The organism is Curtobacterium sp. NPDC089185, from assembly GCF_040685235.1.
GTDB classification, from domain to species: Bacteria; Actinomycetota; Actinomycetes; order Actinomycetales; family Microbacteriaceae; genus Curtobacterium; species Curtobacterium citri.
In genome coordinates, this window is sequence record NZ_JBFBHK010000021.1 from 16,122 (window position 1) to 35,451 (window position 19,330).

17 protein-coding genes are annotated in these 19,330 nt (G+C 71.1%); 8 read left to right on the forward strand and 9 right to left on the reverse strand.

The window, feature by feature from the left end:
* Positions 1-101: 101 nt before the first annotated feature.
* The 4 genes from AB0N84_RS14965 to AB0N84_RS14980 all read right to left on the reverse strand — a co-directional run bounded on the left by AB0N84_RS14965 (position 102) and on the right by AB0N84_RS14980 (position 5,822).
* On the reverse strand, positions 102-2,495 hold the full coding sequence (locus tag AB0N84_RS14965; protein ID WP_363547770.1) for a glycoside hydrolase family 3 N-terminal domain-containing protein: 2,394 nt from the start codon (positions 2,493-2,495) through the stop codon (positions 102-104).
* Positions 2,496-2,629: 134 nt separating this feature from the next.
* Positions 2,630-3,508, reverse strand: a complete 879-nt coding sequence (locus AB0N84_RS14970) for a carbohydrate ABC transporter permease (protein ID WP_069712569.1) — start codon at positions 3,506-3,508, stop codon at positions 2,630-2,632.
* Positions 3,505-4,521, reverse strand: coding sequence for a sugar ABC transporter permease (locus tag AB0N84_RS14975; protein ID WP_069712568.1), 1,017 nt, complete (start codon positions 4,519-4,521; stop codon positions 3,505-3,507). Before AB0N84_RS14975 ends, AB0N84_RS14970 begins: the two co-directional genes overlap by 4 nt.
* 5 nt (positions 4,522-4,526) lie before the next feature.
* Complete coding sequence (locus AB0N84_RS14980; protein WP_289457846.1) at positions 4,527-5,822, reverse strand: extracellular solute-binding protein; 1,296 nt, start codon at positions 5,820-5,822, stop codon at positions 4,527-4,529.
* Positions 5,823-5,980: 158 nt separating this feature from the next.
* Here AB0N84_RS14980 and AB0N84_RS14985 point away from each other — a divergent pair, with 158 nt between their 5' ends.
* Entirely contained in the window at positions 5,981-7,015 is a 1,035-nt protein-coding gene (locus tag AB0N84_RS14985; protein ID WP_363547749.1) for a LacI family DNA-binding transcriptional regulator, read from the forward strand.
* 311 nt (positions 7,016-7,326) lie between these two features.
* On the opposite strand, the gene AB0N84_RS14990 is transcribed toward AB0N84_RS14985, so the two are convergent.
* Complete coding sequence (locus AB0N84_RS14990) at positions 7,327-8,307, reverse strand: helix-turn-helix domain-containing protein (protein WP_289457850.1); 981 nt, start codon at positions 8,305-8,307, stop codon at positions 7,327-7,329.
* Positions 8,308-8,428: 121 nt separating this feature from the next.
* Between AB0N84_RS14990 and AB0N84_RS14995 the strand changes: the two genes are divergently transcribed.
* Both AB0N84_RS14995 and AB0N84_RS15000 read left to right on the forward strand, forming a co-directional pair.
* Positions 8,429-8,875: a MarR family transcriptional regulator gene (locus AB0N84_RS14995; RefSeq protein WP_363547752.1), complete on the forward strand. Its 447-nt coding sequence runs from the start codon at positions 8,429-8,431 to the stop codon at positions 8,873-8,875.
* Positions 8,876-9,037: 162 nt separating this feature from the next.
* Entirely contained in the window at positions 9,038-9,190 is a 153-nt protein-coding gene (locus AB0N84_RS15000) for a hypothetical protein (RefSeq protein WP_182045501.1), read from the forward strand.
* Between the two features lie 130 nt (positions 9,191-9,320).
* Here AB0N84_RS15000 and AB0N84_RS15005 read toward each other — a convergent pair whose 3' ends face one another.
* From AB0N84_RS15005 to AB0N84_RS15020, 4 genes are all read right to left on the reverse strand, one after another.
* Entirely contained in the window at positions 9,321-10,169 is an 849-nt protein-coding gene (locus tag AB0N84_RS15005; protein WP_363547756.1) for a carbohydrate ABC transporter permease, read from the reverse strand.
* Positions 10,169-11,167: a sugar ABC transporter permease gene (locus AB0N84_RS15010; protein WP_363547759.1), complete on the reverse strand. Its 999-nt coding sequence runs from the start codon at positions 11,165-11,167 to the stop codon at positions 10,169-10,171. Before AB0N84_RS15010 ends, AB0N84_RS15005 begins: the two co-directional genes overlap by 1 nt.
* Positions 11,164-12,483 carry an ABC transporter substrate-binding protein gene (locus tag AB0N84_RS15015; RefSeq protein WP_289457858.1) on the reverse strand — a complete coding sequence of 440 codons (1,320 nt, stop codon included), beginning with the start codon at positions 12,481-12,483 and terminating at the stop codon, positions 11,164-11,166. Before AB0N84_RS15015 ends, AB0N84_RS15010 begins: the two co-directional genes overlap by 4 nt.
* 373 nt (positions 12,484-12,856) lie before the next feature.
* On the reverse strand, positions 12,857-13,876 hold the full coding sequence (locus AB0N84_RS15020) for a LacI family DNA-binding transcriptional regulator (protein ID WP_363547762.1): 1,020 nt from the start codon (positions 13,874-13,876) through the stop codon (positions 12,857-12,859).
* Between the two features lie 177 nt (positions 13,877-14,053).
* On the opposite strand from AB0N84_RS15020, the gene AB0N84_RS15025 reads away from it, so the two are divergent.
* The 5 genes from AB0N84_RS15025 (at position 14,054) to AB0N84_RS15045 (ending at position 19,212) form a co-directional block, all read left to right on the forward strand.
* Positions 14,054-15,292: a sugar ABC transporter substrate-binding protein gene (locus tag AB0N84_RS15025; RefSeq protein WP_289457861.1), complete on the forward strand. Its 1,239-nt coding sequence runs from the start codon at positions 14,054-14,056 to the stop codon at positions 15,290-15,292.
* 167 nt (positions 15,293-15,459) lie between these two features.
* Positions 15,460-16,308, forward strand: coding sequence for a sugar ABC transporter permease (locus AB0N84_RS15030; RefSeq protein WP_083263878.1), 849 nt, complete (start codon positions 15,460-15,462; stop codon positions 16,306-16,308).
* Positions 16,305-17,198 carry a carbohydrate ABC transporter permease gene (locus AB0N84_RS15035; RefSeq protein ID WP_069712560.1) on the forward strand — a complete coding sequence of 298 codons (894 nt, stop codon included), beginning with the start codon at positions 16,305-16,307 and terminating at the stop codon, positions 17,196-17,198. Before AB0N84_RS15030 ends, AB0N84_RS15035 begins: the two co-directional genes overlap by 4 nt.
* 50 nt (positions 17,199-17,248) lie before the next feature.
* Positions 17,249-18,088, forward strand: a complete 840-nt coding sequence (locus AB0N84_RS15040; RefSeq protein WP_289457865.1) for a ThuA domain-containing protein — start codon at positions 17,249-17,251, stop codon at positions 18,086-18,088.
* The gene (locus AB0N84_RS15045) at positions 18,085-19,212 is read left to right on the forward strand and encodes a Gfo/Idh/MocA family oxidoreductase (RefSeq protein ID WP_363547767.1); all 1,128 of its coding nucleotides are present in this window, start codon (positions 18,085-18,087) and stop codon (positions 19,210-19,212) included. The genes AB0N84_RS15040 and AB0N84_RS15045 overlap by 4 nt, the downstream gene beginning before the upstream one ends.
* The last annotated feature ends 118 nt before the right edge of the window (positions 19,213-19,330 follow it).

The window sequence follows — 19,330 nt, forward strand, 5'->3', positions numbered from 1 at the left end:
CGGAGCGACCCCGGAGCGGACGCGGGACGCGCCTGAGCGGAGGACGCGCGACGCGCGACCGCCGCGGAGCACCGTTCCTGGTGCTCCGCGGCGGGGACGGGTCAGACGACCGTCCAGCTGACCGTGCGCCGGTCCTCGCGGCCGACCTCGTGCACCGCGCCGTCCACGCGCAGGACCGCACGCGGGGTCGCCGAACCGGGCACCTCGTGCCGGACCGGCCCGTCGCCGGACGCGACGATCCCGCCGGTGTCCAGCGGGCCTCCCGGCCGCGACGCCGCCGCGTCGGACGCGACCCACACCTCGACGTCGCCGGGTTCGACCACCTTGCGCATCGCCCGGTCGGTGAAGGCGAAGCGCTGCACGGGCACGTCGAAGCGGACCCGCACGGTCTGCCCGGCCGGCACGGCGACCCGCGCGTAGCCGAGCAGCTGCGCGACCGGACGCGTGACCGACGCCTGCCGGTCGTGCCCGTAGAGCTGCACGACCTCGTCGCCGTCGTGTTCCCCGGTGTTCCGGACGGTGACCTCGGCCGTGAACGCGCCGTCGGTGGCGACCGTGTCGTCCACGACGAGGTCCTCGTACGCGAACGACGTCCACGTCAGGCCGAAGCCGAACGGCCGGACCGGCGTCGAGTCGGTCGCGGTGACGTCCGACGGGCCGCCGAGGCGCGGGTGCAGGTACGAGTACGGCTGCGCCCCGGCCGAGCGCGGCAGCGAGACCGGGAGCCGACCGGAGGGGGCGGCGGCACCGGTGAGCAGGTCGGCGATCGCGGGACCGCCCTCCTCACCGGGGAAGAACGCCTGCACGACGGCCGCGGGCTTCGGCTGGTCGCCGTCGAGCGCCCAGCCGATCGCGTACGGACGACCGGTCAGCAGCACCACCACGGTCGGGGTGCCGGTCGCCACGACCGCCTCGACGAGCTCGCGCTGCACGCCGGGCAGGTCGAGCGACTCGGAGTCGTTGCCCTCGCCCACGGTTCCGCGACCGAAGAGCCCGGCCTGGTCGCCGACGACGACCACGGCGACCGCGGCGTCCCGCGCGGTCGCGACCGCCTCGGCGAAACCGTCACGGTCACCGCCCTCGACGTCGGCGCCGCGGGCGTACCGGACGACGTCGGAGCCGAGGGTGTCCCGCAGCGCCTCGAGCACCGTCGGGATCGCGAAGCCGAGCGGCAGCCCGGGGTGCGAGGCGAGCACGTGGTTCGCGAAGGAGTAGCAGCCCTGCAGGGCCTCGGCGCGGTGGGCGTTCGGGCCGATCACCGCGACCGGACCCTGCAGGACGGCGCCCGGGGTGTGGTGGCCGGCGTCGACGGCGGCTGCGTCAGGACCGGCTGCGTCGGGACCGGTCGCGCCGCCGAGGGGCAGCACGCCGTCGTTCGACAGCAGCACGAGCGACTCCGCCGCGAGCCGGCGTGCGAGGGCACGGTGCTCCGCGGAGTCCAGGTCCACGCCGGTCGGCGGCTCGTCCTCGAACGCGTCGGGGTCGAGCAGGCCGAGTCGCTCCTTCTGGCGGAGCACCCGGAGCACGGCCCGGTCGACGAGCGCCTCGTCGACCTCGCCGTTCCGGACGCGCTCGACGAGCGGCGCCAGGTAGGCGTCCCCCGTGGGCAGCTCGACGTCGATGCCGGCCTCGAGTGCCATCGCGGCCGCCTCGCCGCGGTCGCGGGCGACACCGTGCATGACCTCGAGGAAGGCGACCGAGAAGTAGTCCGCCACGACGGTGCCGTCGAAGCCGAGACGGTCGCGGAGCAGGTCGGTGAGCAGCGTCGGGTCCGCCGCGACGGGCACGCCGTCGACCTCGGCGTACGAGTTCATGACGCTCCGGGCGCCCCCGTCGAGCAGGGCCATCTCGAACGGCGGCAGGAAGACGTCGGCCACCTCGCGCGGCCCGGCGTGCACCGGCGCGTGGTTCCGTCCGGCCCGCGAGGCCGAGTAGCCGAGGAAGTGCTTCAGCGTCGCGTCGACACCGGCGCTCTGGACGCCGCGGACGTAGGCGGTGCCGACCGTGCCGACGAGGTAGGGGTCCTCGCCGATGCACTCGTCGACCCGGCCCCACCGCGGGTCACGGACGACGTCGAGCACGGGGGCGAGCCCCTGGTGGACGCCGAGCTCGCGCATCGACCGGCCGATGACCGCGCCGACCTGCTCGACGAGCTCCGGGTCGAAGGACGCCCCCCAGGCGAGCGGGGTCGGGAAGGTGGCGGCCTGCCACGCGGCGAGCCCGGTCAGGCACTCCTCGTGGACGAGCGCGGGGATGCCCAGGCGCGTCTCGCGCTTGAGCCGCCGCTGCTCCGCCCACAGCCACGCGGCACGCTCGTCGGGTTCGACGGGCCGGGTGCCGTAGACGCGGGTGTACTGGCCGAGGCCGTGCCGGGTGACGTCGGTGAGCGTGTCGCCGTCCTGGACCGCCGCCATCTCGCCCTGCATCGGGGCGACGACCCCGTGCTGGTCGAGCCAGTAGCCGACGAGCTGCGCCGTCTTCTCCTCGAGCGTCATCGCGCCCAGCAGCGCGGTCACGCGGTCCGGGCCCGTCGCGTCGTCGAGGTGGGTGGCGTCGGACGGGAGGCGCGTGCCGGTGCCGCCACGCGCCTCCCGTCCGTCCGTCGGGTGCGTCGTCGCGTCGAGCGCGGTCACCCCTTCACCGCCCCGGTCAGACCGCCGACGATGCGGCGCTGGAAGATCGCGAAGAACACGAGCGCCGGGATCATGGAGAGCGAGGTGAACGCGAGCACCCGCGCCGTGTCGACGGAGTACTGCGACGAGAACGCCTGGACGCCGAGGGGCAGCGTGTAGGCCGACGCGTCGTTGAGGATGAACAGCGGCAGGATGTAGCTGTTCCAGCTGCCGATGAACGCGAGGATCCCGACGGTCACGACGCCCGGCAGGGACAGCGGGACGACCATGCGGAAGAAGAACCCGAGTCGGCTCGCACCGTCGATCGACGCCGCCTCCTCGAGCTCGTCCGGGATCGCCCGGAGGAACGGCACGAGGATGATGACGGTCGTCGGCAGGGCGAAGGCGATCTGCGGCAGGATCACGCCAGCCAGGTTGTTCGTCAGCCCGAGGTCCTTCACGAGCAGGTAGAGCGGCGTGATGGCGACGGTGATCGGGAACATCAGGCCGGCGGCGAACAGCGAGTACAGCGCGCCGCGGCCGCGGAAGCGGTAGCGGGCGAGCACGAAGCTCACCATGAGGCCGAGCACGACGACGCCGACCGTGGTGGTGACGCCCGCGATCACGGAGTTGCCGAGCTGCTGCCAGAAGACGCCGCTCGTCAGGACCGAGACGTAGTTCCCGATCTGCCACGGCGACGGCAGGCCGGCGGGGCTCGCGGTGATCTGCGAGTTGGTGCGGAAGCCGCCCAGGATGATGTACGCGACCGGGGCGATGCACACCGCGATGAACACGAGTGCGATGAAGTACGTGCCGAGGTTGCGTTCCTTGCGGACCGGACCGTGGTCGGCGGAGCGCCGACGGTTCGGCGCGACGATGGAGGCGGTGGCGGTCATCGGTCGCCCTTCTCGGTCAGGGCGCCGGCGGTGTCGCGGCGCAGGACGAAGCGCTGGTAGACGAGGGCGACGACCAACGAGATGAGGAAGATGACCACGGCGACGGCGTTGCCGTACCCGTAGTTGCCGGAGAGCCGACCGTTGGCGACCATGTAGGTCGCCATCGTCGAGGTCCCGGCCGTGGCGGCGATGTACTGACCCCAGATGATGTAGACGAGGTCGAACAGCTGGAGCGAGCCGATGATCGACAGGAACGCCCAGATCCGGATGGTCGGGCCGAGCAGCGGCAGGGTGATCCGCCGCTGGATCTGCCAGTAGCTCGCGCCGTCGAGCTGCGCGGCCTCGAACAGCTCCTCGGGGATGCTCTGCAGGCCGGCGAGGAACAGGATCACCGCGAAGCCGATGTACTTCCACGAGATGATCGCGAGGAGCGTCCAGATCGCGATGTCCGGGTTGCTCAGCCAGTCGTTGCGGAGGGCCCCGAGGCCGACGGCCTGCAGGAGGTCGTTCACGGCCCCGCTCGACTGGAGCATGAGGCTCCAGCCGGTGCCGACGATGACCTCGGAGATCACGTACGGCACGAAGATGAGGACGCGGATCAGGCCGCGTCCGCGGATCCGCTGGTTGAGCAGCAGCGCGAGGACGATCGCGATCGGGCCCTGCACGATGAGCGACCCGACGACGATGAAGAGGTTGTGCCAGAGCACGCCCCGGAAGTCCGGGTCGGTGAAGATGATCGCGTAGTTCTGCAGACCGACGAAGTCGGTCGGGGTGCCGTACCCCTGCCACTTGTAGAAGCCGTAGTACGCGGCGAGCACGACGGGCAGGATGACGAACCCGACGAACATGACGGTGGCCGGGCCGGCCAGGACGGCGATCTCGATCCGGGTGCGGACGTCGTTGCCCCTGCGGGCCCGGCGGGCCGGGGCCGACGGCGAACCGTCGGCCCCGCCCGTGCGACGCCCCGTCCCGGACCGCTCCGCTTCGGAGCGGGGTGCGACGGAGGTGGTCATGGGTGTCAGCCCTTCGCTGCTGCCTGGTTCACGGTCGACACGATGTCCGAGACGGACCCCTTGCCGGCGAGGAGGTTGACGACGCTGGTGTTGAGCGCGTTGCCGACGTTCTGGCCGTAGACGGTGTCGAGGTAGTTCGAGACGAACGGCGCCTTGTTGTACGCCTCGAGGACGCTCTTCAGGTACGGCTCGGTGACGACCGACTGGGCCGACTTGTTGGCGGGGATGGCGTTGAAGGCCTTGTAGTAGTTCTCCTGCACGTCCTTCTCGGTCATGTAGTTCAGGAAGTCCGTGCAGGCCTTCTTCGGGGCCTGCGCCGAGCAGGAGTACCCGTCGACGGCGCCCATCATCGAACCGGGAGCACCCTTGCCGCCGGAGACCTCCGGGAACGGGAAGAAGCCGAGGTCGGACAGCGGCTTGCCGTCCGGGGTGAGCGAGGAGATCACGCCCGGGTCCCAGGCTCCCATGAGCTCCATGGCGGCCTTGTGGTTCGCGACGAGACCGGCGGAGCTGCCGGCGCCCTGCTGTGCGGCGGTGGTCAGGTAGCCGTCGTTGAAGGGCTTGGTGTCGAAGAAGTCCTTCGTGTCCTCGCCCGCCTGCTTCCAGCACGCGTTCGTGAACTTGAGGTCCTGCGCGGTCTTGTTCAGCACGCTCTCGGAGCAGGCGCGGAGCGCGAAGTTGTAGTACCAGTGCGCTGCCGGCCAGGCGTCCTTCGCACCCACGGCGACCGGCTGGATGCCGGCGTCCTTGAGCTTCTGGATGTCGGCGTTCAGCTCCTCCATCGTGGTCGGGGTGCCCTCGATGCCGGCCTGCTTGAAGAGGTCCTGGCTGTACCAGATGCCCTCGGGGTTGACGTCGACCGGCATGGCCCAGGTCTTGCCGTCCTGCTGGTAGCCCTTGAACGAGCCGTCGCTGATCTGCGACTTCGCCGTCGACCCGATCGAGTCGGAGATGTCGAGGAGCTGGCCGGCGTTGACCATGGCGGACATCTTGCCGCCGCCGCGCTGCAGGAACACGTCGGGGGCGGAGCCCGAGTTGAGGGCGGTCTGGAGCTTGCCGTCCAGGTCCTCGTTCTGGATCGCCTGGACCTTGATCGTGACGTTCGGGTTCTTCGCCTCGAAGTCCTTGACCGTCTGGTCCCAGAAGGCCTTGCCCGGGCCGGTGGTGGAGTTGTGCCAGAAGGTCATCGAGACCTTCCCGCCGTCGCTCGAAGCGTCGCTGCCGGCGGAGCAGCCGGCTGCTGTGAGCGCGGTCGCCCCGATCAGCGCGATGGCTGCCGCGGCACGGATCTTCCTCGTCATCGTGGAACTCCTCGGTGTCGTCGTTGACGTTCGCGGCAGTCGATGCCGCTGCGGAGAGCGTGCCAGGTGCTGCACGGCCTTGTCAATCGTTATCGATAACGTTTTCTAACCGTGATCCGCGCACTGGCGGAAACCGTCTCCGGCGGTACGGTGAGCACATGGAGACCGTCGTCGACCACCCGCCCGGGCCGGGCCGGGTCACGATCGCGGACGTCGCGCGCGCCGCCGGCGTCTCGATCCCGACCGTCTCGAAGGTCGTCAACAACCGCGACGGGGTCGCCCCCGCGACGATGGTCCGGGTGCAGGAGGTCGTCGAGCGCCTCGGTTACGAGACGTCCCTGGTCGCGCGGAGCCTGCGGAGCTCCCGAACGAACGTCATCGGGATCCTCGTGCCCGAGTTCGAGCCGTTCTCGACCGAGCTCCTGCGTGGCGTGTCCGCCGCGACGATCGGCAGCGGGTACGAGCTCCTCGCCTACGCCGGGCTCGAGGCCGGCACCGGTCGCCCGGGGTGGGAGCGCCGGTCGCTGTCCCGCCTGTCCGGCACGCTCATCGACGGCGCCATCGTCGTCACGCCCTCCGCGGCGCTCTCCGGGTCGTCGATCCCCGTCGTGGCCATCGACCCGCACACCGGTCCCGAGGGCCACGCGACGGTCGACACCGACAACGCCGCCGGCGCCCGTGACGCCGTCGAGCACCTGCTCGCGCTCGGGCACACCCGCATCGCCCACGTGCAGGGCCGCGGCGACCTCGCGTCGTCCCAGCTGCGCGAGACCGGCTTCCGCGAGGCCCTGTCCGCCGCCGGGGTCGCGGTCGACGAGCGCCTGGTCCGTGCCGGCGACTACCAGGAGGAGCGGTCCGCGGCGGTCGCGCACGAGCTCCTCACGCTGCCCGACCGCCCGACCGCGGTGTTCGCCGCGAACGACTCGTCGGCCATCGGCGTGCTGCACGCCGCCGCGGCGCTCGGGCTCCGGGTGCCGGAGGACCTGTCGGTGGTCGGGTTCGACGACGTCCCGCAGGCCTCGACCACCACGCCGCCGCTCACGACCGTGGCGCAGCCGCTCGCCGACCTCGGTGCGAGCGCGGTCGCGATGCTCATGGCGATGCTCCGCGGCGAGCCGACGAGCGACCACGTGCGGCTGCGGTCGACGCTCCGGGTGCGGAGCAGCACGGCGCCGGCGCCCGCGGCCGCCTGACGCGCGCGCTGCCGCGCGGCGCGACCACGCACAACCGAAGGCACGTTGCGCCACGCGTTCGCGTGGCGCGACCTGCTCGCGGCGGTGCGGGAGCACCCCGCGCCGCGCGACGGCGCGCGCCTCGCGACCGCGCGCACCCGACCCGGCAGTGCAGCGGACGGCACTGCCGGGTCAGCGCGGGGCGCGGTCGGCGCACGACCAGCGGCAGGTCGCGCCACGCGTTCGCGTGGCGCGACCTGCTCGCGGCTGTGCGGGAGCACCCAGCGCCACGCTGCGCCGCGCCGCGACCGCGCGCCCGCGCGGCGCCCGCGTCAGCGCCGCAGCGTCTGCTTCGGGTACTCGCCGAAGCGCTCGGCGTACGACGCCGAGAACCGCCCGAGGTGCGCGAACCCCCACCGCCGAGCGACGTCGCCGACGGCACCGGCCTGCGGCCCCGCCTCGAGGAGCTCCTCGTGCACGCGGTCGAGCCGCACCTGCCGCAGGTACGTCAGCGGCGACACGTCGAACACGCGCCGGAACGACTCCTGCACGGAGCGGACGCTGAGCCCCGCCGCCTCGGAGAGGTCCACGATCGTGACCGGTTCGGCAGCGTGCGTGTGGATGTACTCCACCGCGGCGCGCAGCCGGGCGTTCCGGGGCTGCTCCAGGACGTCGGGCAACCCGCCCGTCTGCGGCGGGAACATGTCGAGGAAGACCTCGGCCGCGGTGACCTTCGCGTCCTGCCAGGCGTCCGAGTCCGGGCCGCCGATGCGCAGCGCACGCGAGAGCGCCGTCAGCGCACCCTGCCACCGGTGGTGCACCGTCTCGGCAGCGCCACGGCGCGGGTCGAACCGCAGGGCGCTCCCGCCGTCGACGCGCGACGCGGCCACCCGGCGCACGAACTCGCGGTCGAAGTGCACGAGCCGCTGGTCGTAGTCGGCCGTGACGAACGAGAACTCCTCGTCGGCCGGGAACATCACCGGGACGTCCTGCTCCATCGGCCACCGCTCGCCGCGCATCTCGAGCTCGCCGGTCCCCGCGCTGATCCACGTCACCACGTAGTCACCGCCGCCGGGCATGTACCCGCGGATCTCGCCGTGCATCTGCGAGCGGCGGATGGTGACCTCGCTGTCGCCGATCGCCGTGTACCGGTAGTCGAACCGTCCGTTCGACGGCGCAGCGCTCCACCGCTCCCCCGCGTAGACGCCGCCGAGGTCGCGGACGGCGGCCTCGGGACGCGTCCCGGCGACCTCGAAGCGCACCGGCGCGATCGTCTCCTCGGCGCCGAACGCCTCGATCAGCGGGTCAGCCACGACGACTCCGTCCGGGCTCGATCATCCGCAATGCGCCATGGTTCGCGTTCTCCGGATACGGTTGCAGGGTGAGGGCGGCGTAACGTCGCGGACGACCGACACGCACCGGAGGGACGACCACGTGAGTGAGATCGACCTGACCGCGGCGCTCACCCGGCTCGAGGCGGCGATGGGCGCACTGCGCGGCCGGCTCCGCGAGCGACTGTCCGTGTCGGGCTCCGACCTCACCGTGCTGCAGTTCGTCGCACGGGCGGCCGCGGCCGAGCGCCGCGTGCGGGTGAAGGACCTGGTGTCGCACCTCGGCCTCTCGGGTCCGGCGATCACCGGCACGGTCGACCGCCTGGAACGCGCCGGGCACCTGTGCCGCGTCCCGAACCCGGACGACGGACGCAGCCGGTTCATCGAGCTGACGCCCGAGACGCAGCGTGCGTACGCCGTCGCGATGGACAGTACGAACGAGCATCTGCACGAGCTCCTGTCCTCCTTCTCCGAACGCGAGAGCGACCGGTACGTGCGGGTGATCGACCGTGTGATCGAGGCGCTCGAGCACGGCGCTCCGACCCCTTGACGGCAGGGTACGGGCGGTCGAGGACCCCCCTCGGACGTTTGTCCAACAAGCGCAGTTAGGTAGATTCCCGATCTATCTTGCCGGACGCAGGGGGCGCGAGCCCGTAGCGTCTCCGGTGGGTACCCCCGGTCGGGGGTGAGCAACAGGGAAACGGGAGGACCGATGGGTTCGTACCAGTCCGAACCGGGCATCGACCCGGTGCGCATCGAGACGTTCCGTCGCATGCGCAAGCGTTGGAAGTACGGCGAGCTGCAGGACGCCAACGGCCTGTACGCCGACTTCTTCACCGACACCGCCCGCGAGGGGCGGCACTGACGGCACCACGTCGGACCGGTCGCTGACGACGGCACCGGCAGACGGACGGGAGGCCCGTGGCGGGATCGCCACGGGCCTCCCGTCCGTCATGGGGCCGATCCGGGACCCGCACGGGTACCGGGACCGGGTCTCAGCCCTTCACCGCGCCCGAGGTCAGGCCCGACACGATCGACCGGCGGAACACCAGGACGAGGATGACGATCGGGACCGTCGCGGCGACACTGGCGGCGAAGATCTGCGCGAACGGGACGGTGAACTGGGTGCCGAACAGGGCGATGCCGACCGGGATCGTCCGGAACGAGTTCTCGCTGTTGAACGTCAGCGCCATGAGGAACTCGCTCCACGACGCCGTGAACGTGAACACGCCGACCGTGAAGAGCCCGGGCTTCGCCATCGGCAGGATCACCGACAGGACGGTGCGCCAGGCGCCGGCGCCGTCGATCTCGGACGCCTCCTCGATGGTCGACGGGATCCCCTGCAGGTAGTTCCGCATGATCCAGATCGCGAACGGCAGGTTGAACGCCACGTACGGGATGATCAGGCCCGGGTACGAGTTGAGCAGACCGAGGTTCCGCTCGAGCAGGTACAGCGGGGTCAGGACGGCGATCGCCGGGAACACCGAGAGCATGAGCAGCGACGTCATGATCGCCGTGCGGCCCCGGATCCACCGACCGGCGAGGGCGTACCCGGCGAGGAAGGACAGCGCGAGCACGATCACGGTCGTCGACACCGACACGATCACGCTGTTCACCATGTACTGACCGAGCGCGTTGTCCCGGAAGGCCACGACGAAGTTGTCGAAGGTCAGCGACCGGGGCCAGATCGTCGGCGGCGACTGGGCGATCTCGGACGACGGCTTGAGCGACGTCGACACGAGCCAGTACAGCGGCAGGGCCGTGAGCACCGCGATGACGACACCGCTGACGTTCACGGTGTTGACCCACTTCCGCCAGCCCCTGCGGACACGTTGACGGGGCATCAGGCATCCCCTCCCTTCGCCTGGTTCCGGAACGCCCGCAGGAACAGCAGGCACCCGACGGCCACGATGACCGCGGTGCTCGTCGCGATCGCGGCGCCCGGTCCGATGTTGATGTCCTGGAAGAGCACCTTGTAGCCCATGATCGCGAGCGACTGGGTGGTGGTGCCCGGCCCGCCGTTCGTCAGCACGAACGGCAGGTCGAAGACGCCGAACGCCTGCAGCACGCGGAACAGCACCGCGATCGTCAGGGTCGGGGTCAGCTGCGGGACGACGACCCGCCAGAACGTCTGCCACCCGTTCGCCCCGTCGAGCTCGGCGGCCTCGTAGAGGTCCTCCGAGATCTGCACGAGACCGGCGAGCAGGATGATCGCCACGAAGGGCGTCGTCTTCCAGATGTCGGCCACCATGAGCCCGGTGATCGCGGGGACCGGTTCGCCGAGGATGACCGGCGCGTCGCCGAACAGGCCGAAGAACCACGTCGCGACGCCGTACGTCGAGTCGTAGATGTACTTCCAGAGCTGCGCGTTGACGATCGTCACGAGGGACCACGGCACGAGGAGCAGCGCGAGCATCCAGCCGCGGGTGACCCCGAGCCGTTCGAGCACGAGGGCGACGAGCATGCCGAGCACGAGCTCGACCGACACCGTCACGACCGTGTAGAGCACCGTGAAGCCGAGCGCCCGGTACCAGTCGGCGCTCTGCAGCAGCGCCGCGTAGTTGCCGAGGCCGAAGCCCTGGATGCTGAACCCGTCGTAGCCGATCTCGACGTCCGCGAAGCTCAGGACGATCGAGTACACCACCGGGAAGATCGTGACCGCGGCGACGACCAGGAGCGCCGGGGCGGCGAAGCCCCACGCACCCCGCGCACGGATGCGCTCCATGCGCGACCGCCCCGTCGTCGGGCGGTACCCGTCGTGGCGACCCGCGCCTCCCGTCCGCCCCGCGCCCGTCGTCTGCGACCGCGTCCCTGCCGCACGCATCTCGGTGCCGGCGCTCACAGCGCCTCCCCCGACAGGGCGAGCGAGATCGCCGACGCCATCGCGCCGGTGCCGCCGTCGACCGACGCCTGCCCGCCGAGGATGCTGTTGCCGTTCTGGTAGACGCCCTGCGAGACCTTCGGGTAGTACGCCGTGGAGGTCGGGCGGGGCACGAGCGTGATGCCCGCGGCGGTGTCGTAGGTCGGGCGCTGCTGGCGCTTCGCGTCCTCGCTGACGAGGCTCGCGCTGCGCGCCGGCAGGACCCCGCCCTCGCGGGTGAGGAACTGCTGCGCCGTCTCACTCGACATCCACGACGCGAAGGTCAGCGCGGCGGCCGGCTGCTGCGTGTGCGGGTTGATGTAGTTCCCCCAGCCGCCGATCGTCGAGTGGTGGTCCTGCATGCCGTCGAAGGTGGGGCGCGCCGCGAGCCCGACCTTGCCGGCGACCGCCGAGTCCGGACCGTTCGCGATCCCCCAGGCGTACGACCAGTTGCGCAGGAACGCCGCGCGCCCGCCCGAGAAGGCGTCGTTCGTGTCCTGCTCCTGGTAGGTCAGGGTGGCCCGGGGGCTGGCGCCGTCGGTGATGAGCGACCGCATGAACTCGAACGCGCGCTTCGTCTCGGAGCTCGTCGTCTCGGGCTTCGTCAGGTCGTCGTTGAGGAGCGAGCCGCCGGCGTCCGCCACGAACTCCGTGACGTTGCAGGTCAGGCCCTCGTAGACGTCGCCCTGGAACGCGAAGCCGTAGTCGACGTCGCCGGTGTCGACGAGCTTCGCGGCGGTGTCCTTGACCTCCTCCCACGAGCGCGGCACCTGGAACCCGTGCTTGTCGAGCAGGTCCTGCCGGTACAGGAAGAACGACTCGTCGATGTAGAGCGGGAACATGTAGTAGGTCCCGTCGACGCTCGCCGCCTGCCGCAGACCCTCGGGGAACTGCTCGAAGAAGTCCTCGCCGACGAGCTGGTTCACCGGGGTCGCGAGCTTGTTCTTCGCGAACTGCCCCGGCCAGGCGACGTCGCCGAGGTAGACGTCGGGCGTGGGGCTGCCGGCGGCGATCTGCGTCGTCAGGCTCGTCCGGTTCGTGTCGGTGTCGCTCGGCGCGCTGACGATCCGGACGCGGATGTTCGGGTGCTCCTTCTGGAACTCCGCGATGAGCTGCCGACGGAGGTCCCCGCCGTCCTTCGAGGCGATCTGCCCGGCCCACCAGCTGATCGTGACGTCGCCCTCCGGCGGGTCCGTCGGCCACTGGTCGACGGTCGTGCGCTCGGGTCGGGTCGAGCAGCCGGCGAGCAGCAGCACCCCCGCGCCCCCGAGCAGGAAGAGTCTGCGGTCGATGGCCATGCGTCCTCCTCGACGAGGGGTGCGGCGGTGCACCCGGCGTGCCTGTCCGTCCACCCTGGCAAGCGAGCCTGAGTGCACGCACAGGTGCGGTGCGGTGGCGGTGCGTGGCGGGGCGGCGCACGAGTCTCGGCCAGGCGGACACTTTCGCGGGGCGCGTGCCACGAAGGTGTCCGCCGCGGCGAGCCTCGCGCAGCACTGTCGCTCGCGCGGGGCGGACGGGAGGCGCGGGGCGACCCCGGCACGCGCCTCCCGTCCGGCGGCCGGCCCGGCCACACCGCGTTCGCCGGCGCACGAGTCTCGGCCAGGCGGACACTTTCGCGGGGCGCGTGCCACGAAAGTGTCCGCCGCGGCGAGCCTCGCGTTGCGCAGCGCGTCAGCGCGTGGGCGCGGCGGCGGTCGACTCGGCGGGGCGCAGCTCGCACGGCAGCAGGAAGTGCGGGAGCTCGGCCGAGGTGCCGTCGAGCTGGTCGATCAGGGCATCGGCCGCGCGGACGCCGAGCTCCCGACCCGGGGCGATCATCACCGAGAGCCGCGGGTGGTGCTGGTCGCCGGCCGCGGCGGAGGACGCGATGCTCAGGACCGAGACGTCGTCGGGCACACGGCGCCCGGCGGCGTACATCCCGACCAGGAGCCCGGCCGCCGAGTCGTCCTTCATCACGAGCACGGCGGTGACGTCCGGGTCGGCGTCGAGGAGTTCGCGCGCGGCCTCGCGTCCGCCGTCGCTGCCCGGACCGGCGTACACGACGGTGCCGGTGCAGCCCCGGTCGACCACGGAGCGCCGGAAGGTGTCCTCGACCCGGAGGTGCGGGGCGTACCCGGCCATCGGCGTGCCCTTGAGGTTCTCGAGCACCAGCCCGAAACGACGGTGCCCGAGGCCCTGCAGGTGGTCGAGGCCGTCCTCGATCGTGGTCTCGAAGTCGATGTCGACGAACGGCAGTGCGGTGCTGTCCCGCGTCCGGCCGATCAGGGTGAAGGGCACGCCGAGGTCGGCGAGCTTGACCACCCGCGGGTCCTCCATCCGCACCTCCATGAGGACCACGCCGTCGACGAGCCCGCCGGAGACGAGGTCGTCGAGGTCCTCCCCCGCCGGGTCCACGGGCCAGAGCACCAGGTGGTACCCGCGCTCGGACGCCCGCTCGGCGGCGCTCATGAAGAAGTCGGACGTGGTGGAGCTGAAGCGGTTGCCGGTGGTCGGGAAGAGCAGCGCGACGATGCGGGTCCGCCGGCTCGCGAGCGCCCGTGCGACGACGTTCCCCCGGAACTTCAGCTCCCGCATGGCGGCGGTCACCTTGGCGGTCGTCGCGGGGGTGACGTACTTCGTGCCGTTCACGACGAAGGACACCGTCGCGATGGAGACGCCCGCGCGGTCGGCCACCTGCTGCATCGTCGCCATCACGCCTCCTGGAGCGGTCGGATGGTACGAGCATATCTCTCGCCCCGATCCAGAAAAGCGCTTTACAGGTGAAGCGCTTTTCTGTTAGCTTCTCGCCCCAGGACCACCGCGACGACGACGTCAGTGGAGTCGTCGCACCGCGTCCTCCCCCGCAAACGCGAAGAGAAGAGCAGTGCAATGAAGCCTGGTTCCCGCTCCACGTCCCGCAGGACCCGCGCCCTCGTCGGCGCCGTGGCAGTCGCCGCGACGGTCCCCCTCGTCCTGGCCGGCTGCTCCGGCTCCGGGAACGCCTCGTCGTCCGGCGGCGGCGGCAAGACCCTCACCATCGAGGACTACTACGACGCGAACTACGACCCCGTGTACCAGCAGTGCGCGAAGGACGTCGGTGTCGAGGTGAAGATCAACCACGTCGCCGGAGCCGGCCTCATCTCGAAGGTGCTGCAGCAGGCGTCGTCGCGGACCCTGCCCGACGTCCTCATGCTCGACAACCCCGACGTGCAGCAGATCGCCTCGTCCGGCGCGCTCTCCGACCTGTCCGACTACGGCCTCGACGCGGACGACGACGTCCCCGGCGTCAAGGGCGCGAACACGTTCGAGGGCAAGCTCTACGGCCTGCAGCCGAACACGAACTCGATCGCGCTGTACTACAACAAGAAGCTGCTCGCGGACGCCGGTGTCCAGCCGCCGAAGACGTGGGACGAGCTCAAGACCGCCGCGAAGACGCTGACGAAGGGGTCGACCTACGGCTTCGCGATGAGCAACATCAACACCTACGAGGGCACCTGGCAGTTCCTGCCCTTCTTCTGGTCGAACGGCGGTGACGAGAAGGACATCGCCACGCCGGAGGCGGCGCAGGCGCTCCAGCTCGTGCAGGACCTGCAGGCCGACGGCTCGATGTCGAAGAGCTCGATCAACTGGGCGCAGGCCGACGTCAACAACCAGTTCATCGCGGGCAAGGCCGCGATGATGATCAACGGCCCGTGGCAGCTGCCGGCGCTGAAGAAGGCGAAGGACCTGCAGTTCGACAGCGTCCCGATCCCGACCCGCACCGGCTCGGAGACCGTCGCCCCGCTGGGCGGCGAGGCGTTCACCGTCCCGCAGACCGGCGACAAGGACAAGATGCAGCTCGCCGGCAAGTTCGTCGGGTGCCTCAACAGCGACAAGATGCAGGCCGTCCTGGCCGGCGTCAGCGGCAACGTGCCGACCAACATCGAGGTCGGCAAGGCCTGGGCGAAGGACCACGCCGACGTCGCCTCGTTCGTCACGACGGTGCAGACCGCCCGCGCCCGCACCGGTGAGCTCGGCCCGGACTGGCCCAAGGCCGCCACGAAGATCTACACCGCCGTCCAGCTCGCGCTGACCGGCAAGGCCGACCCCGAGCAGGCGCTCGAGCAGGCGCAGTCGCAGAACCAGTAGCGGAAACGGGAGGAGCCGGTCCGCACGACCGGCTCCTCCCGTCCCCAGACGCAAAGGACCTGACATTGAGCGCCTCGACACAGATCCGGCCCCGGGCGACCACGCCCGCGGCCCCCGTCCGCCCGGGACAGCGCCGCGCGCGGCTCCGCTCCGGCTTCACCCGTTGGTTGTTCGTCGTCCCGGCGGCGGTCTTCGTCGCCGTGTTCTTCGGCTACCCGGTCGTCAAGAACGTCGTGATGTCGTTCCAGGACTACACGACCAAGACCTTCTTCACCGGCGAGGCGCCCTGGGTGGGCTTCGCCAACTACGTCTCGGTCTTCTCGAGCAGCGTGTTCACGACGAGCGTCGTCAACACCGCCCTGTTCACGGCCGGCTCCATCGTGCTGCAGTTCGTCCTCGGGCTCGGCCTTGCACTGTTCTTCCGGCGGCACTTCCCGCTGTCCGGCTTCCTCCGCGGCCTGCTGCTCCTGCCCTGGCTGCTGCCCCTCATCGCGTCGAGCGCGGTGTGGAAGTGGCTCCTCGACCAGGACAGCGGCGCCCTCAACCAGCTGCTCGGGGTCGTCGGCATCGGCCCGGTGCCGTGGCTGGTCAGCCCGAGCCTCGCCCTCATCGCCGTGATCGGCGTGAACGTCTGGCTCGGCATCCCCTTCAACACGACGATCCTCTACAGCGGCCTGCAGTCCGTGCCGCCGGAGCTCTACGAGGCGGGTGCCCTCGACGGCGCCACCGGGTTCAAGGCCTTCTGGTACATCACCTGGCCGAGCATCCGGTCGGTCGTGAGCGTGGTGATCGTGCTCGGGGTCGTCTACACGCTGAAGGTGGTCGACATCATCCTCGGCCTCACCGGCGGCGGCCCGGCGAACTCCACGCAGACGCTCGCCACGAACGCGTACCACCAGTCGTTCATCAACTTCCAGTTCGGCATCGGAGCCGCGGTGAGCAACGTGCTCATCGTCGTCTCGTTCGTCTTCGCGATGATCTACATCGCGATCTCCAGGAAGGCGGTCGACGAATGAGCGTCGGACTCGCGAGCAGCACCGTCACGGCCACCAGGGCCATCACGACCCGTCGACGCGGCGAGCGCACCCGTCGCCCGCGCGGCTCGGTGAAGGGCCTGCCCTTCACCGTCCTCGGGATCGTGTTCCTCGCGATCATGATCTTCCCCGTCTACTGGATGGTGAACACGAGCCTGCAGGCCACCTCGGGTGCCGCGACCGCCACCTGGTTCCCGTGGAACCCGACCTTCGCCGGCTACCAGGCGGCGTTCGCCCAGCAGGGGCAGAACTTCGTTTCGAGCATGATCATCGGCCTCGGCACGGTGGTCCTGACGCTCGCCGTCGCCACCCCTGCGGCGTACGGTCTGGCGCGCTTCAGGATGCGCGGCACGAGGACGCTGCTGCTCGTCCTGCTCGTCACGCAGATGGTCCCCGGCATCGTGATCGCGAACGCGCTGTACACGCTGTTCAACAACGTCGGGCTGCTCAACAGCTACCTCGGGCTGATCCTCGCCGACAGCGCCGTGCAGGTCCCCTTCGCGATCCTGCTCATGCGGGCGTTCATGGAGTCGATCCCGCCGAGCCTGGTCGAGGCAGCACTGGTCGACGGCGCGAACGACCTCCGGGCCTTCGTGTCGATCGTCCTGCCGATCAGCCGCAACGCGATCGTCACGGCGGCGCTGTTCACGTTCCTCGGCGCCTGGGGCGACTTCCTCATCGCCCTCACCCTGACGTCCACCGACGCCGTCCGTCCGATCACCCTCGGCATCTACAACTACATCGGGTCCAACGTCACCGACTGGGGCCCCGTGATGGCGACCAGCGTCCTGGCGTCCCTCCCCGCAGCGGTCCTCCTGATCGTCGCCCAGCGCTACATCTCCGCGGGTGCGCTCGGCGGTGCCGTCAAGTGACGACGCCACCGCACACGACCCCCGCACCCTCCGAGCCAGAAAGGCCCACCATGACCAGCACCCCCCTCCGCGTCACCGTCTGGGGCGAGAACGTCCACGAGCAGGTCGAGCCGCACGTCGCCGAGCGGTACCCGGACGGCATGCACGGCGCGATCGCCGACGGCATCCGCGAGAACCTGCCGGACGCCGTCGTCCGCACCGCGACCATGCAGGAGCCCGAGCACGGCCTGACCGACGCCGTGCTCGCCGAGACCGACGTCCTGACCTGGTGGGGGCACGCCGCCCACGCCGACGTCGACGACGCCGTGGTCGACCGCGTCCACAAGCACGTGCTGTCCGGCATGGGGCTCGTGGTCCTGCACTCCGGCCACTGGTCGAAGATCTTCGGCAAGCTGATGGGCACCACCTGCACGCTGCGCTGGCGGAGCGAGCACGACCAGGAGCTCGTCTGGACGGTCAACCCGCAGCACCCGATCACCCGCGGTGTCCCGAACCCGATCGTCATCCCCGAGCAGGAGATGTACGGCGAGTACTTCGACGTGCCGACGCCCGACGAGCTGGTGTTCATCTCGGGGTTCACCGGCGGCGAGGTGTTCCGGAGCGGCATGACGTACCGCCGCGGGCTCGGGAAGATCTTCTACTTCTCCCCCGGCGACCAGGACTTCCCCGTGTACCACCACAAGGACGTCCGCCGTGTGATCGCGAACGCCACCGAGTGGGCGCGGCCGGAGCGGGAGCGCGAGCTGCCGACGCTCCGCCGCTACGACCTCGGCGAGTACTTCGACGGCCAGCACTACCGCGGTCCGTTCGACGACGCCCCCGAGGACGAGGCGACCACCGACGCGCCCGAGGACGCGGCAGCCACCGAGACCGTCGAGGCCCGCGCATGACCGACCACGCCCCGCTGCGGGTCGTGCAGGTCGGCGCCGGCGGGATGGGCCGGGCATGGCTCAGTACCGTCGCGGCGGACCCGGACGTCGAGCTCGTCGGCGTGGTGGACCTCGACCTCGACGCCGCACGCGCGGGGGCCGAGCTGGCCGGGGCGCCGTCGATCCCGGTCGGCCGCGACCTGCCCGCGCTCCTCGCCGACACCGGCGCCGAGGCGGTCCTCGACATCACCGTCCCCGTCGCCCACCACCCCGTCACGATGGACGCCCTGCACGCTGGCCTGCCGGTGCTCGGCGAGAAGCCCGCCGCGCAGACCGTCGCCGAGGCCCTGTCCCTGGCGGCGGCCGCCGAGGCGACCGGCCAGCTCTTCATGGTGTCCCAGTCACGCCGGTACAACGACCAGCTCGTCGCGTTCCGGCAGCACGTCCGGGCGCTCGGCGCGGTCGGCGGCCTCAACACGCGCTTCGCGAAGGCCCCGCACTTCGGCGGCTTCCGCGAGGAGATGGACGACGTCCTGCTGCTCGACATGGCGATCCACGCGTTCGACTCGGCGCGCTACCTGCTCGACCGGGACCCGGTGTCGGTCTACTGCGAGTCCTGGAATCCGTCGTGGTCCTGGTACCGCGGGGACGCGAACGCGGCAGCGGTCTTCACGTTCGAGGACGACGTCCGGTACGTCTACGACGGTTCGTGGTGCGCGCCCGGCGACGAGACCTCGTGGAACGGCGACTGGCGGGCGACCGGCGCTGCCGGCTCCGCGGTGTGGGACGGCGACCACGACCCGACGAGCGTCGTCGACGGCGCACCGGGTGCCCCGGCCGCGGCACCGGGCGTCGGGACGGAGATCGCCGGGTCGCTGGCGTCGTTCGTCCGGGCGGTCCGCACCGGGGTCGTCCCCGACGGCGAGGTCCACGGCAACGTGATGAGCCTGGTGATGGTCGACGCCGCGATCGCGTCGGCGCGGTCCGGGCAGCGGGTCGTGGTCGACGACGTGCTCGAGCAGGCGCACGCCACTGCGCTCGAGGTCGAACGGGACGACGCCGTCCGGGAGCGGCTCGCCGCGTGGACGTCGGTGCGGCAGGCGCTCGCGTCCACCCACGCGGCGGACCGCGCGACGGCCGCCTGAGGCGAGCGGTCTCCGGACCCGACCAGGGACGGACGGGAGGCGCGGTGCCGGCTGGCCGGTCCGGTACGTGATCCCGCGGCGTCCACGTCGGTCGACCGTCGGGATCTCGAGCGTGACC